Origin of the sequence: Enterobacter sp. MALB-1, from assembly GCF_041021625.1 — a bacterium.
Taxonomy (GTDB): domain Bacteria; phylum Pseudomonadota; class Gammaproteobacteria; order Enterobacterales; family Enterobacteriaceae; genus Enterobacter; species Enterobacter oligotrophicus.
This window is the reverse complement of sequence record NZ_JBDPJL010000001.1, coordinates 3372847-3390444: the sequence shown is the minus strand read 5'-3', so window position 1 is coordinate 3390444 and position 17598 is coordinate 3372847. Positions and strand designations below refer to the sequence as shown.

Annotated in this window: 19 protein-coding genes and 1 other RNA gene; 13 read left to right on the top strand and 7 right to left on the bottom strand. The window is 55.4% G+C overall.

The features are described from left to right. Nucleotides 1–220: 220 nt before the first annotated feature. Nucleotides 221–559 carry a P-II family nitrogen regulator gene (glnK, locus tag ABGB15_RS16295; RefSeq protein WP_006809867.1) on the top strand — a complete coding sequence of 113 codons (339 nt, stop codon included), beginning with the start codon at nt 221–223 and terminating at the stop codon, nt 557–559. Nucleotides 560–594: 35 nt separating this feature from the next. Next, nucleotides 595–1881: an ammonium transporter AmtB gene (gene amtB / locus ABGB15_RS16290; RefSeq protein ID WP_152083678.1), complete on the top strand. Its 1287-nt coding sequence runs from the start codon at nt 595–597 to the stop codon at nt 1879–1881. 72 nt (nt 1882–1953) lie between these two features. Here amtB and tesB read toward each other — a convergent pair whose 3' ends face one another. Further along, nucleotides 1954–2814, bottom strand: a complete 861-nt coding sequence (tesB, locus tag ABGB15_RS16285) for an acyl-CoA thioesterase II (protein WP_152083679.1) — start codon at nt 2812–2814, stop codon at nt 1954–1956. A gap of 204 nt (nt 2815–3018) precedes the next feature. Between tesB and ABGB15_RS16280 the strand changes: the two genes are divergently transcribed. Further along, on the top strand, nt 3019–3546 hold the full coding sequence (locus ABGB15_RS16280; protein ID WP_152083680.1) for a YbaY family lipoprotein: 528 nt from the start codon (nt 3019–3021) through the stop codon (nt 3544–3546). 33 nt (nt 3547–3579) lie between these two features. Here ABGB15_RS16280 and ABGB15_RS16275 read toward each other — a convergent pair whose 3' ends face one another. Further along, nucleotides 3580–3891, bottom strand: coding sequence for an MGMT family protein (locus ABGB15_RS16275; protein WP_152083681.1), 312 nt, complete (start codon nt 3889–3891; stop codon nt 3580–3582). 170 nt (nt 3892–4061) lie between these two features. Between ABGB15_RS16275 and ffs the strand changes: the two genes are divergently transcribed. From ffs to ABGB15_RS16260, 3 genes are all read left to right on the top strand, one after another. Continuing rightward, an RNA gene (ffs, locus tag ABGB15_RS16270) (signal recognition particle sRNA small type) lies at nt 4062–4158 on the top strand. Nucleotides 4159–4436: 278 nt separating this feature from the next. After that, nucleotides 4437–4688, top strand: a complete 252-nt coding sequence (locus ABGB15_RS16265; protein WP_152083682.1) for a hypothetical protein — start codon at nt 4437–4439, stop codon at nt 4686–4688. Continuing rightward, on the top strand, nt 4685–4900 hold the full coding sequence (locus ABGB15_RS16260) for a hypothetical protein (protein WP_013095877.1): 216 nt from the start codon (nt 4685–4687) through the stop codon (nt 4898–4900). Before ABGB15_RS16265 ends, ABGB15_RS16260 begins: the two co-directional genes overlap by 4 nt. Nucleotides 4901–4969: 69 nt before the next feature. Here the strand turns inward: ABGB15_RS16260 and ABGB15_RS16255 are convergent, their stop codons facing one another. Beyond that, complete coding sequence (locus tag ABGB15_RS16255) at nt 4970–6391, bottom strand: PLP-dependent aminotransferase family protein (protein WP_215722750.1); 1422 nt, start codon at nt 6389–6391, stop codon at nt 4970–4972. Nucleotides 6392–6477: 86 nt separating this feature from the next. Here ABGB15_RS16255 and ABGB15_RS16250 point away from each other — a divergent pair, with 86 nt between their 5' ends. The 3 genes from ABGB15_RS16250 (at nt 6478) to ABGB15_RS16240 (ending at nt 11433) form a co-directional block, all read left to right on the top strand. Beyond that, on the top strand, nt 6478–7089 hold the full coding sequence (locus ABGB15_RS16250; RefSeq protein WP_215722751.1) for a YitT family protein: 612 nt from the start codon (nt 6478–6480) through the stop codon (nt 7087–7089). Between the two features lie 77 nt (nt 7090–7166). After that, nucleotides 7167–8237, top strand: a complete 1071-nt coding sequence (locus tag ABGB15_RS16245) for a LacI family DNA-binding transcriptional regulator (protein ID WP_215722752.1) — start codon at nt 7167–7169, stop codon at nt 8235–8237. 103 nt (nt 8238–8340) lie between these two features. Next, a complete protein-coding gene (locus ABGB15_RS16240) occupies nt 8341–11433 on the top strand; it encodes a beta-galactosidase (protein WP_369064246.1) in 3093 nt (1030 codons plus the stop codon). A 35-nt stretch (nt 11434–11468) separates the two neighbouring features. Here the strand turns inward: ABGB15_RS16240 and ABGB15_RS16235 are convergent, their stop codons facing one another. After that, nucleotides 11469–12242, bottom strand: a complete 774-nt coding sequence (locus ABGB15_RS16235) for a nickel/cobalt efflux protein RcnA (protein ID WP_215722754.1) — start codon at nt 12240–12242, stop codon at nt 11469–11471. Between the two features lie 133 nt (nt 12243–12375). Here ABGB15_RS16235 and ABGB15_RS16230 point away from each other — a divergent pair, with 133 nt between their 5' ends. Then, nucleotides 12376–12648, top strand: a complete 273-nt coding sequence (locus tag ABGB15_RS16230; protein WP_152083688.1) for a metal-sensing transcriptional repressor — start codon at nt 12376–12378, stop codon at nt 12646–12648. Here the strand turns inward: ABGB15_RS16230 and ABGB15_RS16225 are convergent. Further along, nucleotides 12641–14206 carry an EAL domain-containing protein gene (locus ABGB15_RS16225; protein ID WP_215722755.1) on the bottom strand — a complete coding sequence of 522 codons (1566 nt, stop codon included), beginning with the start codon at nt 14204–14206 and terminating at the stop codon, nt 12641–12643. The two genes, ABGB15_RS16230 and ABGB15_RS16225, sit on opposite strands and share 8 nt — an antisense overlap. 230 nt (nt 14207–14436) lie before the next feature. Between ABGB15_RS16225 and ABGB15_RS16220 the strand changes: the two genes are divergently transcribed. Further along, complete coding sequence (locus ABGB15_RS16220) at nt 14437–14697, top strand: type B 50S ribosomal protein L31 (protein ID WP_152084475.1); 261 nt, start codon at nt 14437–14439, stop codon at nt 14695–14697. A 2-nt stretch (nt 14698–14699) separates the two neighbouring features. Beyond that, complete coding sequence (ykgO, locus tag ABGB15_RS16215; protein ID WP_003859006.1) at nt 14700–14840, top strand: type B 50S ribosomal protein L36; 141 nt, start codon at nt 14700–14702, stop codon at nt 14838–14840. Here ykgO and ABGB15_RS16210 read toward each other — a convergent pair. Next, nucleotides 14837–15547, bottom strand: a complete 711-nt coding sequence (locus tag ABGB15_RS16210; RefSeq protein ID WP_152083690.1) for a GNAT family N-acetyltransferase — start codon at nt 15545–15547, stop codon at nt 14837–14839. The genes ykgO and ABGB15_RS16210 overlap by 4 nt on opposite strands. Before the next feature lie 103 nt (nt 15548–15650). Here ABGB15_RS16210 and ABGB15_RS16205 point away from each other — a divergent pair, with 103 nt between their 5' ends. Then, the gene (locus ABGB15_RS16205) at nt 15651–17111 is read left to right on the top strand and encodes a PLP-dependent aminotransferase family protein (protein ID WP_215722756.1); all 1461 of its coding nucleotides are present in this window, start codon (nt 15651–15653) and stop codon (nt 17109–17111) included. Here the strand turns inward: ABGB15_RS16205 and ABGB15_RS16200 are convergent. Further along, a complete protein-coding gene (locus ABGB15_RS16200; protein WP_215722757.1) occupies nt 17083–17550 on the bottom strand; it encodes a YlaC family protein in 468 nt (155 codons plus the stop codon). The genes ABGB15_RS16205 and ABGB15_RS16200 overlap by 29 nt on opposite strands. Between the last annotated feature and the right edge of the window lie 48 nt (nt 17551–17598).

Sequence of the window (17598 nt, the reverse complement as noted above, 5' to 3'; positions counted from 1 at the left end):
CACCAAAATCAGGCAGTGCGCTAACAGTCACAACTGTTGGTGCAAAACTGAAACGCACCGTGCACTGTCATGGTGCGTTTTTTTTCACCAGTACAACCCTCCATGCCTTCTTTTGCACACCGCGCCGCTTTTTCTCTCACTTTTCAATTCTGGCACACCGCTTGCAATAACTCCTGCGTGTTAGCTGCGGCCATTACCGAATTCTGACTGGAGGGGATTTATGAAGCTGGTTACGGTGGTAATCAAACCATTCAAACTCGAAGACGTGCGTGAAGCACTGTCTTCCATGGGTATTCAGGGACTGACAGTGACCGAAGTGAAAGGCTTTGGTCGTCAGAAAGGTCATGCCGAGCTTTATCGCGGGGCGGAATACAGCGTTAACTTCCTGCCTAAAGTGAAGATCGATGTGGCCATTGCGGACGATCAGCTCGACGAAGTGATTGATGTCGTCAGCAAGGCGGCCTACACCGGCAAGATTGGCGACGGCAAAATTTTCGTTGCCGAACTGCAGCGCGTTATTCGCATTCGTACCGGCGAATCCGACGAAGCGGCATTGTAAGTAACTCCTGGCACACAGTGATAGGGATCGAGAAAATGAAGATAGCAACAATCAAAACGGGTCTGGGGTCGCTGGCACTGCTGCCGGGCCTGGCAATGGCTGCCCCTGCTGTGGCAGACAAAGCCGATAATGCTTTTATGATGATCTGCACCGCGCTGGTGCTGTTCATGACCATTCCGGGCATTGCGCTGTTTTACGGCGGCCTGATCCGCGGCAAAAACGTCCTCTCTATGCTGACGCAGGTAGCCGTGACGTTCGCGCTGGTATGCGTGTTGTGGGTGGTCTACGGTTACTCGCTGGCGTTCGGCGAAGGTAATGCCTTCTTCGGTAACTTCAACTGGGCGATGCTGAAAAATATCGAACTGACCGCGCTGATGGGCAGCTTCTATCAGTACATTCATGTCGCTTTCCAGGGTTCATTCGCCTGTATTACCGTCGGTCTGATTGTCGGGTCGCTGGCTGAGCGTATCCGCTTCTCTGCGGTACTGATCTTCGTGGTGGTCTGGCTGACCCTCTCCTATGTGCCGATTGCCCATATGGTCTGGGGCGGCGGTCTGCTGGCATCCCATGGTGCGCTGGACTTCGCAGGCGGTACGGTTGTACACATCAACGCAGCCGTAGCAGGCCTGGTGGGTGCATACCTGATTGGCAAACGCGTGGGCTTCGGTAAAGAAGCGTTCAAACCGCACAACCTGCCGATGGTATTTACGGGTACGGCTATCCTTTACTTTGGCTGGTTCGGCTTCAACGCCGGTTCAGCAAGCGCAGCTAGCGAAATCGCGGCGCTGGCTTTCGTGAATACCGTGGTCGCAACCGCTGGCGCTATTCTGTCGTGGGTGTTTGGCGAGTGGGCTGTTCGCGGTAAGCCGTCACTGCTGGGTGCCTGCTCAGGTGCGATTGCCGGTCTGGTCGGCATTACGCCAGCGTGTGGTTATGTGGGTGTCGGCGGTGCGCTGCTCATTGGTATCGTGGCGGGACTGGCGGGTCTGTGGGGAGTCACCGCACTGAAACGTATTCTCCGCGTTGATGATCCATGTGATGTGTTCGGCGTGCACGGCGTGTGCGGCATCATCGGCTGTATTATGACGGGTATCTTTGCCGCGGCATCTTTGGGCGGCGTGGGCTACGCAGAAGGCGTTACGATGGTTCACCAGGTTCTGGTGCAGCTGGAAAGTATCGCTATCACCGTCGTCTGGTCGGGTGTGGTGGCCTTCGTTGGCTACAAGCTGGCGGACATGACCGTTGGCCTGCGTGTACCGGAAGAGCAGGAGCGCGAAGGTCTGGACGTCAATAGCCACGGCGAGAATGCGTATAACGCATAACACATAGCAAAACGGCAACTTCGGTTGCCGTTTTGAGTGTGTATTCCCTCCAGGGCCTCAGCCCGCACAAAATCACCCTCGGTTACGCATCACCCCTTCCTGCACCGTTGATGCCACCAGTACGCCATCCTGAGTATAAAACTCACCCCGCACGAATCCGCGCGCGCTGGACGCCGAGGTACTTTCCACGCTGTAGAGCAGCCAGTCGTTCATATCGAACGGACGGTGGAACCACATAGAGTGATCGATGGTCGCCACCTGCATCCCTTTCTCCAGGAATCCTACGCCGTGCGGCTGCAGCGCAACGGGCAAAAAGTTGAAGTCAGACGCGTAGCCGAGCAGATACTGATGAACGCGGATATCGGCCGGAACACTCCCGTTGGCACGCATCCAGACCTGACGTTTTGGCTCGGCAGTGTGGCCTTTCATCGGGTTATGGAACTCGACGGGGCGGATCTCCAGCGGCTTATCGCAGAGAAACTTCTCTTTCACTTGCGGCGGCAGCAAATGCGCCAGCGCGCGGGCGATTTCAGTCTCAGATTTAAGGTCGTCCGGTGACGGCGCGGGCGGCATCTCTTTTTGATGCTCGTAACCCGGCTCAGGTGCCTGGAACGAGGCGGTCATGTAAAAGATGGGCTTTCCGTTTTGCACGGCAGCCACGCGGCGGGCGCTGAAACTGTTGCCATCACGTAAGACTTCCACGTCATACACAATGGGTTTTGCACTATCACCAGGGCGTAAAAAGTAGCTGTGAAAGGAGTGCACCAGACGGTCTGCCGGGACGGTTTCTTTTGCGGCATACAGCGCCTGTCCCACGACTTGCCCTCCGAAGACCTGGCGTAAGCCCAAATCTTCGCTCTGTCCGCGGAAGAGTCCCTCCTCAATTTTTTCCAGATTCAGTAATGTCAGCAGATTGTTCAGTGCCTGACTCATAATCGTCCTCAATAAACGCCGTGGCGAAAGATACGCTGAGTATAACGCAGAAATGAAAGTGGTCCGATGGGTAGATTAGTCTGAATATCGAGGCGAAATTAGGCATTAATCAGTGATTTGTGCCAGACTTGTATGCGTTATATGAATGTAAACGACATCGGGTGGGATCGATCCCGCTGGTGCATTGATGATAAGGAGACTTCAATGAAACTCGTGCCCATGCTAAGTGGTGTAGCTATTGCGGTGGCGTTGTCCGCCTGTGCAGGTAAGAGCGCCCAGGTGCCGGTGCCAGCAGCAGACCCGAACGGGATTAACACTCTTTCGCAGCAGTCCATTCAGCAACCAAATGTTTCCGGGACAATCTGGATCAAACAGAAAGTCGCGCTACCGCCGGATGCGGTATTGACGGTTACGCTTTCCGACGCCTCGCTGGCTGACGCGCCATCGAAAGTGCTGGCGCAGCGCGCCGTGCGTACTGAGGGGAAACAGGCACCGTTTAGCTTTGTGCTGCCGTACAATCCTTCAGACGTTCAGCCGAATGCCCGTATCCTCCTGAGCGCAGCAGTAACAATCAACGATAAACTGGTCTTTATCACCGATACGGTGCAGGAAGCGATTAATAACGGCGGGACAAAAGTCGATCTGAACCTGGTGCCGGTGCAGCAAACTGAAGTGCCCGTAGCACCACAGACTAACCAGCCGTCGCTGCCGACGCCGCCAACGCAGCTTTAAAGACTCTGACACCCTCTCCTTCGGAAGAGGGTGTCAGTACACCCAGCGATACTTCTGTAAATCAACCTGCCCTGAACCTGATACCTGTATCCCTTCTGAAAGCAATGCCTGGCGTTGTCGCTGGAGATCCGGCCCGGTGAGCGAAATAGCACCATGGCGATTCACCACCCGGTGCCAGGGCAGCGTGCTGCCTTCCGGCAGTCGTTTCAACACCCCGCCGACCTGACGCGCAGCGCGCGGTGAACCGGCCAGCCGGGCAACCTCTCCGTAAGTTGTTACATACCCTTCCGGTATGGAGGCGATGATTTGCCAGACGCGCTGCGGGAAAGCGTCGTGTTCGTCCATACTTACTCCTGTGGGGAACCTTTGATGTGTCATGGTAAACGAAGATAAACCTGATTGCTGCGCCTGTTTGCGCAATAAACCATCATCCGGTTGCCGGCGGCTTGCAATTGCAGGCCAGCACAGGGATAATGCGCCAGCGCGTTGGTTATCAACGCTCTCAATGGGGGCTCTGTTGGTTCTCCCGCAACGCTACTCTGTTCACCAGGTCAGGTCCGGAAGGAAGCAGCCAGGGCAGACGACGTGTGTGCCGGGATGTAGCTGGCAGGGCCCCCACCCATTTCTGCTCCTCGCCAGTACTTGTATCCTCCTTCGTCGTTACCGATTCGTGCCTGAGTTTGTTATTCCCCACAAATAAAAAGTATTTTATATATTATGTAATTTATCTTTCATTAATTTGAAATATAACTGTCATAAACCTGTAATAATAGCCTGTCATTTTATTACTGGGCATCTTTTTTCTGTCATAAGCAAAAAATATATATCTGGATAAGCAAGTTAACTTCGTGTATTAAATAAGGCACGTATTCCGAAGGGAAGTGACGAACATGGCTACTGCGGTTTTAAACGTTAAAATTGATGAAACGCTAAAAGAAAAACTTCGCCACTATGCAGAAGTGAATAATGAGAATTTAAGCGTGACCACAGAGAAACTGCTGCTGCTGGCGTTTGAAGCAGTAGAAGAGGCGGGAGTATCGGAAGAGGATATCGATAATCAGCATACGGAAGAAGAGAGTGTATCTCCATTTACTCCTAAAGAAATCAAGGCACTACGTAAAATTCTGAAGAAGAGAAAATGAAACAACAACTGTCGACTGCCAGTGACTACAAAGAGGCCTGCGATTTGTTGCGTTCAGGCTATGTCAAACACGTACGTCTTGGCTGGAATGTAGGAAGTGATGAGTTCTTTCGGATTGCGTCAGACTGGTGTGATACCGGCGCGAAAATAAAGAAAGACGGTGAAAGTTTCGTTATTTCACTGAAAGGTTTCCCTATTCCTCCCCAGCACTAAACTCTGCCCCGTGAAAACTGCTGACTGCAGAACGCCAGTCAGCAGTTTTTATTATTTTCGCTGAGGAAACTAAATCAGGCTCCGTTTTACGGGCGGCGTGGTTTTATTCAGAGTGAGCCACAGCGGTTTAATTCGCAGCAACGCCTCTTCAAGCGCCGCCGGGTCGAGCGAGAAGGGCATACGCAGATAGCGGTCAAAGGCACCTGACAGACCAAACCGTGTGCCGGTCCCCAGATTAATCCCCGTCGTCTCTGCCCGTGCCGCGAGCTGTGTTGCCAGCATACCGGGCAACTCAATCCAGTAAGAAAGGCCTCCTTCTGCCTCGTGAAACGACCATGCCGGAAAATGTTCGCGCAGCAACGCGCCGCACCGGTCCCGACGTTCCGCCAGCATTTTCCGCCGTGCGGGCAAAAAAGCATCACTGTTTTCGATAAGCCAGAGCGTTGCAAGCTGTTCCAGCAGCGGTGTGCCCAAATCCAGAGTGTCGCGCGTCTGGGCGAGCGTCGCGATCGTCCGCGACGAGGCGCGGAGCCAGCCGAGGCGCAGCCCTCCCCAGAAACTTTTTCCGGCAGAGCCCAGCGTGATGACGGCAGCTTCCGGGTTAAACGCGGCCAGCGGGGGCGGAGGGGGGGCATCAAACCAGAGATCGACCATCGTTTCATCCACGACCAGCGTGGTGCGGGTCTGTGCGGCAATGTCGGCTATCGTCTGGCGCGTTGCGGTGTCCATGCAGCGTCCCGTCGGGTTATGAAAGTCTGGCATCAGGTACGCCAGGCGCGGCGCTGTCTGGGCAAGCGTCGCGGCGAAACCATCGGTATCCCAGCCGGTTTCGGGCAGGGATACGCCTACCGGCCGACAAAGTGCGCCCTGAATAGCGGCAATCGCCAGCGGATAGGTGGGATGGTCGACCACCACGCGATCGCCGGGACCCGTCATCATGCGTAACACCAGCGAAAAGCCGCTCACGGCACCATTAACCACCATCACTTCATCAGCCCGTGTCGGAAGCCCTCGCGCCGTGTAGCGTGCGGCAATGGCTTCCCGCAGTGCTGGTAATCCGAGCTGGTCGTAGCCTGTCTGTGAAAGGTGTTGCGTGATCGCCGTGAGTGCATGCGTATACGCCTGGTGGATTTCCGGGCCGGCGCTAAGCGCGGCAGTGGAAAGATCCAGCGCCGCGCTGGCCGCTGAGAGAGTCGGTATGGCACGTGTGTCCGGCAGGATCACGCGTGACCCGCTGCCGTGACGACTTTCCAGATATCCTTCTTCCCGCAGATGGGCCAGCGCGCTGCTGATGGTGGTTCGGCTTACCTCCAGCGCAGAGGCCAGTTCTCGCTCTCCTGGCAAGCGCGTGCTGAGGGCCAGCCTGCCGTCGAGTATCAGCAGACGTAATGCATCCGCCAGCTGCCGCCAGAGCGGGGTTCGGGATGATGATTGCTGCCAGTGGCCTAACAGCCGGACCAGAGACTGACTACCGAAGCGACGTGATGACATGTGCAGTCCACTATTTGAAAACTGGACATTAATCATAGAGCCATTTTAGACGAGGATGGAAGTCTGGTTCATCGGAGAAGCTAAAAATGGTACGTCGTCTGGTTCAACTTTATGTCGGCTTAGGTCTGTACGGCCTTTCAACCGCGATGTTTATTCGTTCGGATTTAGGCGTCGATCCGTGGGATGTGTTTCATCTTGGCGTGGCGCTACAGCTGGGGTTGAGCATCGGTACAGTGATTATTGTCACTGGCGCTGTGGTTCTGCTGCTGTGGATACCTCTGCGTCAACTTCCCGGTGTTGGCACCATCAGCAACGTGATTTGTATCGGGCTGGCGGCGGATGCCGCCATGGCGCTGATACCCGAACTGTCCTCACTGCCGATCCGCATCGCTCTGCTGGTTTCAGGCATTGTGATTAACGCGATAGCCACCGGTATGTATATCGGCGCTGGGTTTGGCGCAGGGCCTCGGGATGGCCTGATGACCGGCATTCATGCCCGGCTGGGGTGGTCGATTCGCAGCGTGCGCACCGCGATAGAAGTGAGTGTGTTAATCATTGGCTGTATTCTGGGGGGCACATTTGGCGTAGGAACGGTGCTGTATGCCCTGACCATCGGCCCGCTGATTCAGATCTGCTTACCGTGGTTTCGTCAAAAGCCGCGCGTACAGAAGGCGCAACAGCCTGAGCGCGTGGTTTAATTCTGCGAAGCGCTCACATGCTTTAATGGCATAGCTGTGCCAGAATGAGGGCAACTCTTCTCGCGATGCCAGAATGCATGAAAGCTATCACTCTTTATGACGTTGCCCTCCTTGCGGGGGTTTCTTACCAGACCGTTTCCCGTGTGATTAACGATGCGGAGCATGTTTCCGCCCGTACACGGGAAAAGGTTCGGCAGGCCATGGAGGAACTGCACTACGTTCCTAATCGTGGCGCACAGCAACTGGCCGGAAAGCGCACCCGCACGCTGGGGCTGATCACGACCGATCTTGCCCTGCACGCCCCTTCGCAGATTGCGTCGGCGGTAAAATCCCGCGCGGTGGAGCAGGGGGCGAGCGTGTTAATTTCCATGGTGCAACAACCGGAACAATGTCAGGCAGCTCTGCAGGAACTGCTGGCACAACGGGTGGAAGGGCTGCTGGTGAACGTTCCGCTGGAAGATGCGCAGGCAGAACAGCTTCAGGTCATGGCCACGCCCGTTCCGGTTCTTTTTCTTGATGTATCTCCTTCTGCACAGGTCAACAGCCTCGTTTTCAATGCCGTGCAGGGGGCGAGCCTGGGCGCTGAACACCTGATCTCGCTGGGGCACACGCGCATTGCGTTACTCAGCGGGCCGGAAAGCTCAGTCTCCGCCCGGATGCGCCTGGCAGGATGGAAAGCCGCACTGGCGCAGGCTGGCCTTGAGGCGATCGCAGTGGCACAGGGCGACTGGAGCGCGGCCTCAGGCTATGAGAAAGGTCACCAGCTTTTGTCCGGTACCGAACAGCCCGAAGCTATCCTGGTCGCGAACGATCAAATGGCGCTCGGCGTGATGCGCGCCTGTGTAGAAAAAGGCATTGCGATACCGGGCCAGATCGCCGTTGTCGGGTTTGATGATACGGCTGACAGCGCGTGGTTTTCTCCCCCGCTAACCACGATCCGCCAGGCTTTCCGCGATGCCGGTGAACGAAGTGTGGAGTGGTTATTGAGGCCAGAGCGTACCAAAACGTGCTGGCAAGTGCAGCTCCCCGTCACGCTGATCGCACGTCGTTCGACTGCCCCCCGCACAACCGATCAGGCCGATCGTGAAGAACTGGCGCAAAAGCTCAGAAGCCTGGCGCTGATGGCAGAGAAACTCGCTCGCGGATAATGCTTTTGTGATCTCACTCGCTTCGTGACGATCCGGAGCTTTACCGTACAGATTCGCCAGGGCATGTTGGCTAAAATTGTGAGCGCTTCGCAAAGAGGTTAATATGCCCAATACACCGCCGCTGACTCTCAGCGCACTTCTGGCTCGTCGGGACTGGGAAAATCCTGGTGTAACGCAGTGGAACCGTCTGGCCGCACATGCACCGTTTCATAGCTGGCGTGAAGAGCAAGCTGCCAGGGATGACGCAGAATCATTAAGCAAGCGTTCACTCAATGGCGAATGGCGATTTAATTTCTTTTCTGCACCTGAGCGGGTCCCCGAAACGTGGGTGACAGAGGATCTGGCTGATGCCGTTGCGATGCCTGTTCCCTCAAACTGGCAAATGCAGGGTTTTGATATTCCCGTCTATACCAACGTCACGTATCCGATAGCCGTTAACCCGCCGTTCGTTCCGGCTGAAAATCCCACGGGTTGTTACTCGCTCACATTTGAGATGAATGACACATGGGCAGAGAGCGGCCAGACCCGCATTATATTCGATGGCGTGAATTCCGCTTTTCATTTGTGGTGCAACGGCCAATGGATTGGCTATTCGCAGGACAGCCGTCTGCCTGCTGAGTTCGATCTTACATCGATCCTTCGTCCGGGCGAAAACCGTCTGGCGGTGATGGTGCTGCGCTGGTGCGACGGGAGCTACCTTGAAGATCAGGATATGTGGCGGATGAGCGGTATTTTCCGCGATGTGTCGTTGCTGCATAAGCCTGAGACGCAGATTGCGGATTATCACGTTGCGACCGATCTGAACGCGGAGTGTGATCGGGCGGTGCTACACGTCGACGTCGCGCTGGCTGGCACGCGCTATGAGTCATGTGAAGTGGCATTTACCCTGTGGCGTAACGGCGAAAAATGCGCGAGTGCCGCCCAGCGCCCTGGCTCTGCCATTGTGGATGAGCGTGGAGGCTGGGCCGAGCGCCTGACAGTTGCGTTACCCGTTGTGGAACCTGCGTTATGGAGTGCCGAAACGCCTGCACTCTACCGCCTGACAATTACGCTTATGGACGCGCAGGGCAACGTACTGGAAATTGAAGCCTGCGATATTGGTTTCCGCCGCGTTGAGATCAGCAATGGCCTGCTGAAGCTGAACGGTAAACCGCTGCTGATCCGCGGAGTGAACCGTCATGAGCATCATCCGGAAAATGGTCAGGTGATGGATGAAGCAACGATGCGTCGCGACATTGAACTGATGAAGCAGCATAACTTTAACGCCGTGCGCTGTTCGCACTACCCGAATCATCCACTCTGGTACACGCTTTGCGATCGCTATGGTCTGTACGTTGTTGACGAAGCGAATATCGAAACCCACGGCATGGTGCCAATGAGCCGCCTTGCTGACGATCCCCGCTGGCTTCCGGCCATGAGTGAACGCGTCACGCGTATGGTGCTGCGCGATCGTAATCATCCGTCGATCATCATCTGGTCGCTGGGGAATGAATCCGGACACGGCGCGAACCATGATGCCCTTTATCGCTGGCTGAAAACCACCGATCCAACGCGACCAGTACAGTATGAGGGGGGCGGGGCGAATACGGCGGCGACTGATATTATCTGCCCGATGTATGCCCGCGTCGATCAGGACCAACCTTTCCCGGCGGTGCCGAAATGGTCGATTAAAAAATGGATTGGCATGCCGGATGAAACGCGGCCGCTGATCCTGTGTGAATACGCTCATGCGATGGGGAACAGCTTTGGCGGGTTCGCCAGATACTGGGAAGCGTTTCTTCGCCATCCGCGTCTGCAGGGCGGGTTTGTCTGGGACTGGGTCGATCAGGCGCTGACAAAGAAGGATGAAAATGGCAACGCCTTCTGGGCCTACGGCGGTGATTTTGGCGATAAACCCAACGATCGGCAGTTCTGTCTTAACGGGCTGGTGTTCCCGGATCGCACGCCGCATCCGGCGCTGTATGAAGCCCAGCGTGCGCAGCAGTTTTTTACCTTTACGCTGCGGAGTACCTCTCCGCTGGTGGTTGAGGTGAAAAGCGACTACCTGTTCCGCAATACCGACAACGAACATCTCAGGTGGTCGATCGCACGTGATGGAAATGTGCTGGCTGCAGGCGAGGTGGTGCTTGCCATTGCTCCGCAGGGAACACAAAGCGTGGAAATTACCCTGCCGCAACCGGAAGCGGAGCCAGGTGAACTCTGGCTTAATGTGGATGTTGTTCAGCCACTGGCGACACCGTGGTCGTTGGCGAACCACCGCTGCGCATGGGATCAGTGGCCGCTTCCGGTTCCGCTGTTTATCGCGCCGCAGCAGCCTGCAGGGAACCCTCCGGTGTTAGCCACTCAGGGCGATGTACTTGAAATTACCCATCAGCAGCAGCGCTGGCAGTTTGACCGGGCGTCAGGAAACCTGACGCAGTGGTGGAACAATGGCACAGAAACGCTGCTCTCACCGCTGACGGATAACTTTACCCGTGCACCGCTGGACAATGATATTGGCATCAGCGAAGCCACACGAATTGACCCGAATGCGTGGGTGGAACGCTGGAAAGCGGCGGGGATGTATGAGATGTCTTCGCGTGTGTTGCGGTGTGAAGCAGAGCAAACGGCGCGTGAGGTGGTGGTGACCACGCTGCATGTCTGGGAATATCGCGGTAAGGCGCTGTTCCTGAGCCATAAAATCTGGCGGATAGATGAACACGGTGCGTTGCAGGGGGATGTGCGGGTGCAGGTGGCGTCTGATCTCCCCGAGCCTGCGCGTATTGGTCTGAGCGTTCAGCTCGCGCAGACGCCAGAAACGGCCCGCTGGCTGGGGCTGGGGCCGTTTGAAAACTATCCTGACAGGAAGCTCGCAGCGCAGCAGGGGCGCTGGGAATTGCCGCTGGAGGCGATGCAGACGCCGTACATCTTCCCGACGGAAAATGGTCTGCGTTGCGACACGCGGGCGCTTTTCGCGGGCGCGCACCAGTTCCGGGGGAATTTCCATTTCTCCCTCAGCCGCTACAGCCAGCAACAGTTGCGTGAGACGACGCACCAGCATTTGTTGCAGGACGAGCCGGGCTGCTGGCTCTGCCTTGATGCATTTCATATGGGCGTCGGGGGCGATGATTCATGGAGCCCGAGCGTCTCACCGGAGTTTATCCTGCAAAACCGCCAGCTGCGCTACACCTTCAGTTGGCAGCAAAGCGCCTTTTGAGTGACCCGGAGCGGCCACAAACGTGGCTGCTCCGCTCAGGCAAAAATGCCGCGCATCCCGTGAATACTCATATACAGCCCGACCAGGACGATCAGTGCGGCTGAAATCCACGGTGCTTTTCGAGAAAACTCACTGAACCCCGGCCAGCGCGTCACGGCGTGTTTAAGGCTCAACGCTGCAATTGCGCCAGACGCCACCAGCGTCAGTGCCAGACCGATACTGAAGCTCAACACCAGCGTCGCACCGAGCGCGAAGTGTTTCAGCTGCAGGCAGATTAGCAGCACCGTAATGGAGGCCGGACAGGGGATAAGCCCACCGGTCAGGCCAAACAGAGCGATCTGTCCGGTGGTGACGTTTTGCCCGTTAAAACGGCGGCTAATGTCCTGCGCATGCGCGCGCTGGTGGGCGTCCTGCCACTCCTCGTCAACCTGTTGATGATCGTGATGATGGTGGTGATGATCGTGCGGTTGGCTCTCTTTCCAGGTTCGCCATGCCATCCATAATGCGATGAGAATGATCAATAACCCTGAAATCAGCTGAAACCAGGGTTCAGACGTGTGTGCATCCCATCCCTGACCAAACCACAGGCCCGCCATCGCGATGATCCAGACCACCACCGTGTGAGAAAGCGTCGCGGCCAGGCCCAGAAGGATCGCCTGCTTTAACGTGCCCCGGATCGCCACGATAAACGCGGCCATCATCGTTTTTGAATGACCCGGCTCAAGGCCATGCAGCGCACCGAGCAGAATGGCGCTGGGCACAAACAGCCAGGCATTACCCTGTTGCAGGAGTGACGTGAAATCGTTCATGAAGGATTCCGTAAAGGAAAATGTGCTTCGAATACTACTCCCCCCCAGTAGTCAAATACTACCCCCCAGTAGAAAAATACTCAGGGGGAGTAGAGCATGTTATGCTCATGCGCCAAAAGAAGGAGATGCTGAGATGTCACATACGGTTCGTCACAAGAAAATGTTATTGACGCGTCTGAAGAAAATTCAGGGGCAGAGCACCGCACTGGAAAAAATGCTTAATAGCGATCATGAGTGTGCTGATGTGTTACAGCAGCTGGCGGCGATCCGTGGGGCGGTGAATGGTATGATGTTGCAGGTGATCGAGGGCCATTTAACCGATCATGTGGTGAAAGAGCCCGAAGAAGATCAGCGCGAAGCCGATCTTGGCGTCGTGTTGCAGGTGATCAAATCCTATCTTAAGTAGAATACTTTTCGAGGTTGTACTCGGCCCAGAGAATGAACTCGACTTTTGGCAGCGCCTTACTGTAGTACCAGCCTTGCCCGTACTGTACGCCGTGGCGATGCAGCCATATAAGCTGTCCCTCCGTTTCTATGCCTTCGGCGACCATGGCAAGATCCAGTGATTTTGCCATTTCGATAATATGCGGCGTCACGTTTTTGTACTCCAGCGCATCCACAAAAGACTTATCAATTTTCAGCGTGTCGACGTCCAGATCCTGCAGGTAGCTCAGGCTGGAATAACCTGTACCAAAATCATCAATATAGACAGGGTGACCCGAGCGGCGGAACGCAGCAATGGCCGGCGCGCTAACGCTGGGATCGGCAAAACCACGTTCGGTTAACTCAAGGGCGATCTGCCGGGGATGGACTTCCCACTTATTCAATAACTGGCTCAGCAGAGGCGGCAGCTTGCCTGACGTCAGATCCGCAGGCGCGAGGTTGATGGATATATGCTGGTCAGGATGAAGGTGTAACCAGTTGCCCATATCCTCGAACACCTTTTCGATGATTAACCGGGTGAGTGGTGAGATGAGGCCCGTTTGCTCTGCCAGTGGGACAAAAATATCCGGCGACAGGTAAGTTCCGTCTGGCTGAGGCCAGCGCGTCAGCGCTTCCGCACCCACAATTTTTCCTGTGCTTAACGCCACAATGGGCTGGTAGTGAACGACAAAATCACGGCTGCTGATGGCATCCTGCAGGCGATTACGCGGAGACTGAATGCGGCGCAATATTCGCAATAAAAAGAGTGCAGCAAGCAGGCTGACCAGTATGCCAAACGGGAGCCAGAAGAGGAGCTGACGATGCCAGCTTTCATCCAGCGGTTTTAACGTTGCCCATGCGACGATCGCAAAGCCCAGTTCAGGGATCGGTTTTCGGATATACATTGCCCCTTTGTACTGCAGGCGCATCAGATTTTTGTCTTCCAGCAACGAGCGGACATGCGGATCGAGCTTATTACTGCTGGCAAAAACGATATGGTTTGCATCACCAATCAGGGCGGCATCAATGGTGATTGCGCCAAAAGGAATAACATCCACCAGTGATGCAGGGTCGAGCATCACCAGGTAATTTGCGCTGCCCAGAACGGCCATGTAGTGGTTAAGCCCGAGATCGTTTTGCGTCGTCAGCCATGCGTTGTAACCGTCTGGCGTCATGCGCATCGGTGGTGGAAAAGCGGCGGCATTGCTGGTTTGCTCCAGGGAAGAGCAAATGGGTTTCAGGTTATTGATATACACCACTTCCTGAATGTAACGCCAGGAGAAAGCCACACGACGCATTTCGCGCAAGTGTGGAGGGCTGCAGGGAATACCGTCAAAGGATTGCAGCTGAGTGAGGGCCTCCTTCGCTTGCCCGATAACTCTTTCTGTACGGATCAGCACGCGTGACGCGTAGCTATCCAGCGCATCGATAAATTTGTCTTCCGCCTGACGATGTGCCAGCCAGATGCTGAGGCAAATGGGGATCAGCACAGAGAAGATCAATATCCCTGTTACCAGGCTGACCAGATGTCGGGTTCTCATGCTGCTGTTTCCTTCCTCATCGCCCACTCCTGGGGCATTGCGTTCGCTCGCCAGAGGAGAAATTTTTTACCACGAAATGATACAGTTATAGCACGTGACAGGCATTGATTTCATACCCGAAACGGAAAATCAGCAGCAGTGCGGAAGCGCGACGCAGCATCGAGGGGTTGTTTTTGTAGCATTGCTCAGATATCATTTTGTTATGTTATAACAAAACATGAGAGCGTATGATGAAACCCAATATCCATCCAGCCTATCGCACCGTTGTGTTTCATGACACCAGTGCCAATGAATACTTCAAAGTCGGGTCGACGATTAAGACTGACCGCGAGATTGAACTTGACGGTAAAACATATCCCTATGTTTCTATAGAAGTTTCTTCAAAATCGCATCCGTTTTACACCGGTAAACAGAAAACCTTCTCAACGGAAGGAAGCGCAGCACGCTTCCGCCAGCGTTTTGGTGGTTTTCTTAATGCGAAGCGAGGTTAACCATGCAGGTACTTAACTCACTGCGCAGTGCGAAACAGCGCCATCCGGATTGCCAGATCGTCAAACGCAAAGGCCGTCTGTACGTCATCTGTAAATCCAACCCGCGCTTTAAAGCGGTGCAGGGGCGTAAAAAAAGACGCTAAACGCGCGATTCACGCCAGCTTTCCAGGGATCTTCTCTGCTTGCCATCGGCAGTAAAATTGTCGGTGGCAAGCCAGCGTTCAAACGCGCTCGCCAGTACCGGCCACTCTTTGTCTATGATGGAAAACCAGTCCGTATCCCGGTTATGTCCTTTCGTGACCAGCGCCTGGCGAAAACGGCCTTCATACTGAAAGCCAAGTCGCAGGGCTGCTTTGCGGGAAGGCTCATTCAGGCTATTGCACTTCCATTCATAGCGTCGATAACCCAGAGTATCAAACACATACCGCATCAGCAGGTATTGCGCTTCGGTGGACATCGGCGTGCGGCTGAGCAGCGGCGAAAAATGGACATGACCCACCTCGACCACGCCATTTTGGGGATCAATGCGCATCAGAGCCAGCGTGCCCACCGGCGAGTGCGTCTGGTTATCAATAACGGTGAAATGCACGGGATCAGATAATTCACACACACCCGCAACCCATTGAGTAAACGCGTCCACGGAGGTGTCGGGTTCACGGAGCAACCATGTCCAGCTGCGGGTGTCTTCAGCCTGGCTGTAAGCGGAGAACAGCGCGGCGGCATGCTCTGTGCGCAGCGGTTCAAGCCGACAATAACGACCCTGCAGAACGACCCGAGAAGGATGCTGGCGCGGCTGCCAGTCGATAAGTGCATCGCCAACCGGCTGTCCGAACTGATTGAATGTGTTCATGTTACTCTCCGTTGTGGTGTAAAGACGCCCAGACTAATTAAAATCTGGTTCCTTAAAAAGAACCACTGGGCTATGTTCTGGTGGTACCACGAGGAGGGGGAAGATGAACATACCGGGTGATGAGTTTCACAACGTGCTAAGTGCGGCGCTTGCTGGTCGCGGAGAAGAGACGCTCCAGCGGACGCTCTATCTTGCCTTACGGGAGGTGATCCTGCAGGGCAGATTGCAGGCGGAGTGCCGCTTGCCCGGCTCCCGCGTTATTGCGCAGCAACTTTCCCTCTCCCGGAATACCGTAAATGCAGCGCTGGAACAGCTTACGCTTGAAGGGTATTTACGTCGTAGCCGGCAGGGAACACGGGTGGCGCAACTGGCGCAGCGCTCCCTTGCGCAGGATTTACCTGAGCCTGCCGTGACGCTCGCCAGACGGGTGGCGCAACTGCCTGCACCTGTCCCCAGGGAAACGCCGGTTCCGGCCTTTACGCCAGGGACGCCAGCCATTAACTATTTTCCTTTGCCTCTGTGGCGGCGCTTGTACGACCGGGTGCTGCGTGAAGAGGGGAGCGCACTGTTAGGTTATGGCGATCCGGCAGGGGAACCGTCGCTGCGGGAGGCCATCGCCCGCCATCTGGCGCTGTCGCGCGGGATCAATTGCGACGCCAGCCAGATTGTCATCACCGAAGGGGCGCTGGAGGGGGTTAATCTTTGCACTCTGCTGCTAAGTGAACCTGGTGATGTGGCGTGGATTGAAGATCCCGGCTATGCGGGGGCAAAAAGTGCGTTTGCGAAATCTGGCCTGCAGATGATCGGTATGCCGGTGGATGACGAAGGAATGTGTTGGGAGGGGCAACATGCACCGTCCCCTTCGCTTATTTTTACGTCACCGTCGCATCAGTTTCCTTATGGAAGTGTGCTCACTGCACGTCGGCGGCTGGCACTGCTGGAACTGGCCCAGCGACACCAGGCCTGGATTATCGAGGACGACTACGACAGTGAGTTTCGTTATACCGGTGAACCCGTCCCGGCCATGCTGGGGATGAAAAAAAATGCGCCAGTGGTCTATCTGGGGACATTCAGCAAAACGCTGTTTCCCTCTCTGCGGATGGGATTTATGGTGTTCCCTCCGGCGCTGGCAAAAGCCGCTCTCCCGGCAATCGGCTCGCTACTGCGTGGTGGCCATCGTGCCGAGCAGCGCCAGCTTGCGCTGTTTATTGAAGAAGGCCATTATGCGCGGCATCTTGCCGCCATGCGTCGGCTCTATCGAAAACGCTATCGCCAGCTGCGCGAGGTGCTGAGTGCTGAGCTGCATGTTGCGCACCGCGTTCTGGCAGGGGAAGGGGGAATGCATCTGACGGTGGCGATCGACGGGATCGATGATAAAGCTCTCGTCCGGCAGGCCAGAGCTTTCCAGCTTGCCCCCGCAGCGTTGAGTGGTTACTACCTTGGTACGACGCAGGGGCAAACCGGTCTGGTGTTAGGCTACGGTAATACCTCTGCTTCGCAGTTCACATCGGCTATCCGGCGTTTACAGCACCTTATTACGCAGCAGCAGGGCGGGAAAGGGTAAAAATGTCATAGAACGAAAGGTCGCCCTTCGTCGACACCATTTTCTGCAGCTTCTCTTTTTGCGCCGTTTCTACCGCAGGTGAGTGCAGGATACTGTCGATAAGCTCAGGCGGCACAAAGCGCGTGTTATACCACTCTCCGTTATAGCAGACCCGGAAATCGAGAACGTCGATATCTTCATACCGATAGCGTGGATTGACGTCGAAAAAGAAGAATGCGTTAAACACCACAAACAGCACCACGAGAAGCCAGACGGAATCTACCAGCGTTTCGGATGTGAGCATCACCACCAGCGTTGCCAGCCAGGCGGCGTACATAGCAATGAACAGGCCGGGATGTTTACGGATAAAGCTAATGCTAAAGCGCGGGCGATTGTCACGCTTTTCACGTCTGTTGAGATCGTCGATGGTGGCAGTGAGCAGGCGCTGTATCTCTGTCATTTTTTGCCTTCATGAATTATGAAAATACAGGGGATCTGTCTATTTTAG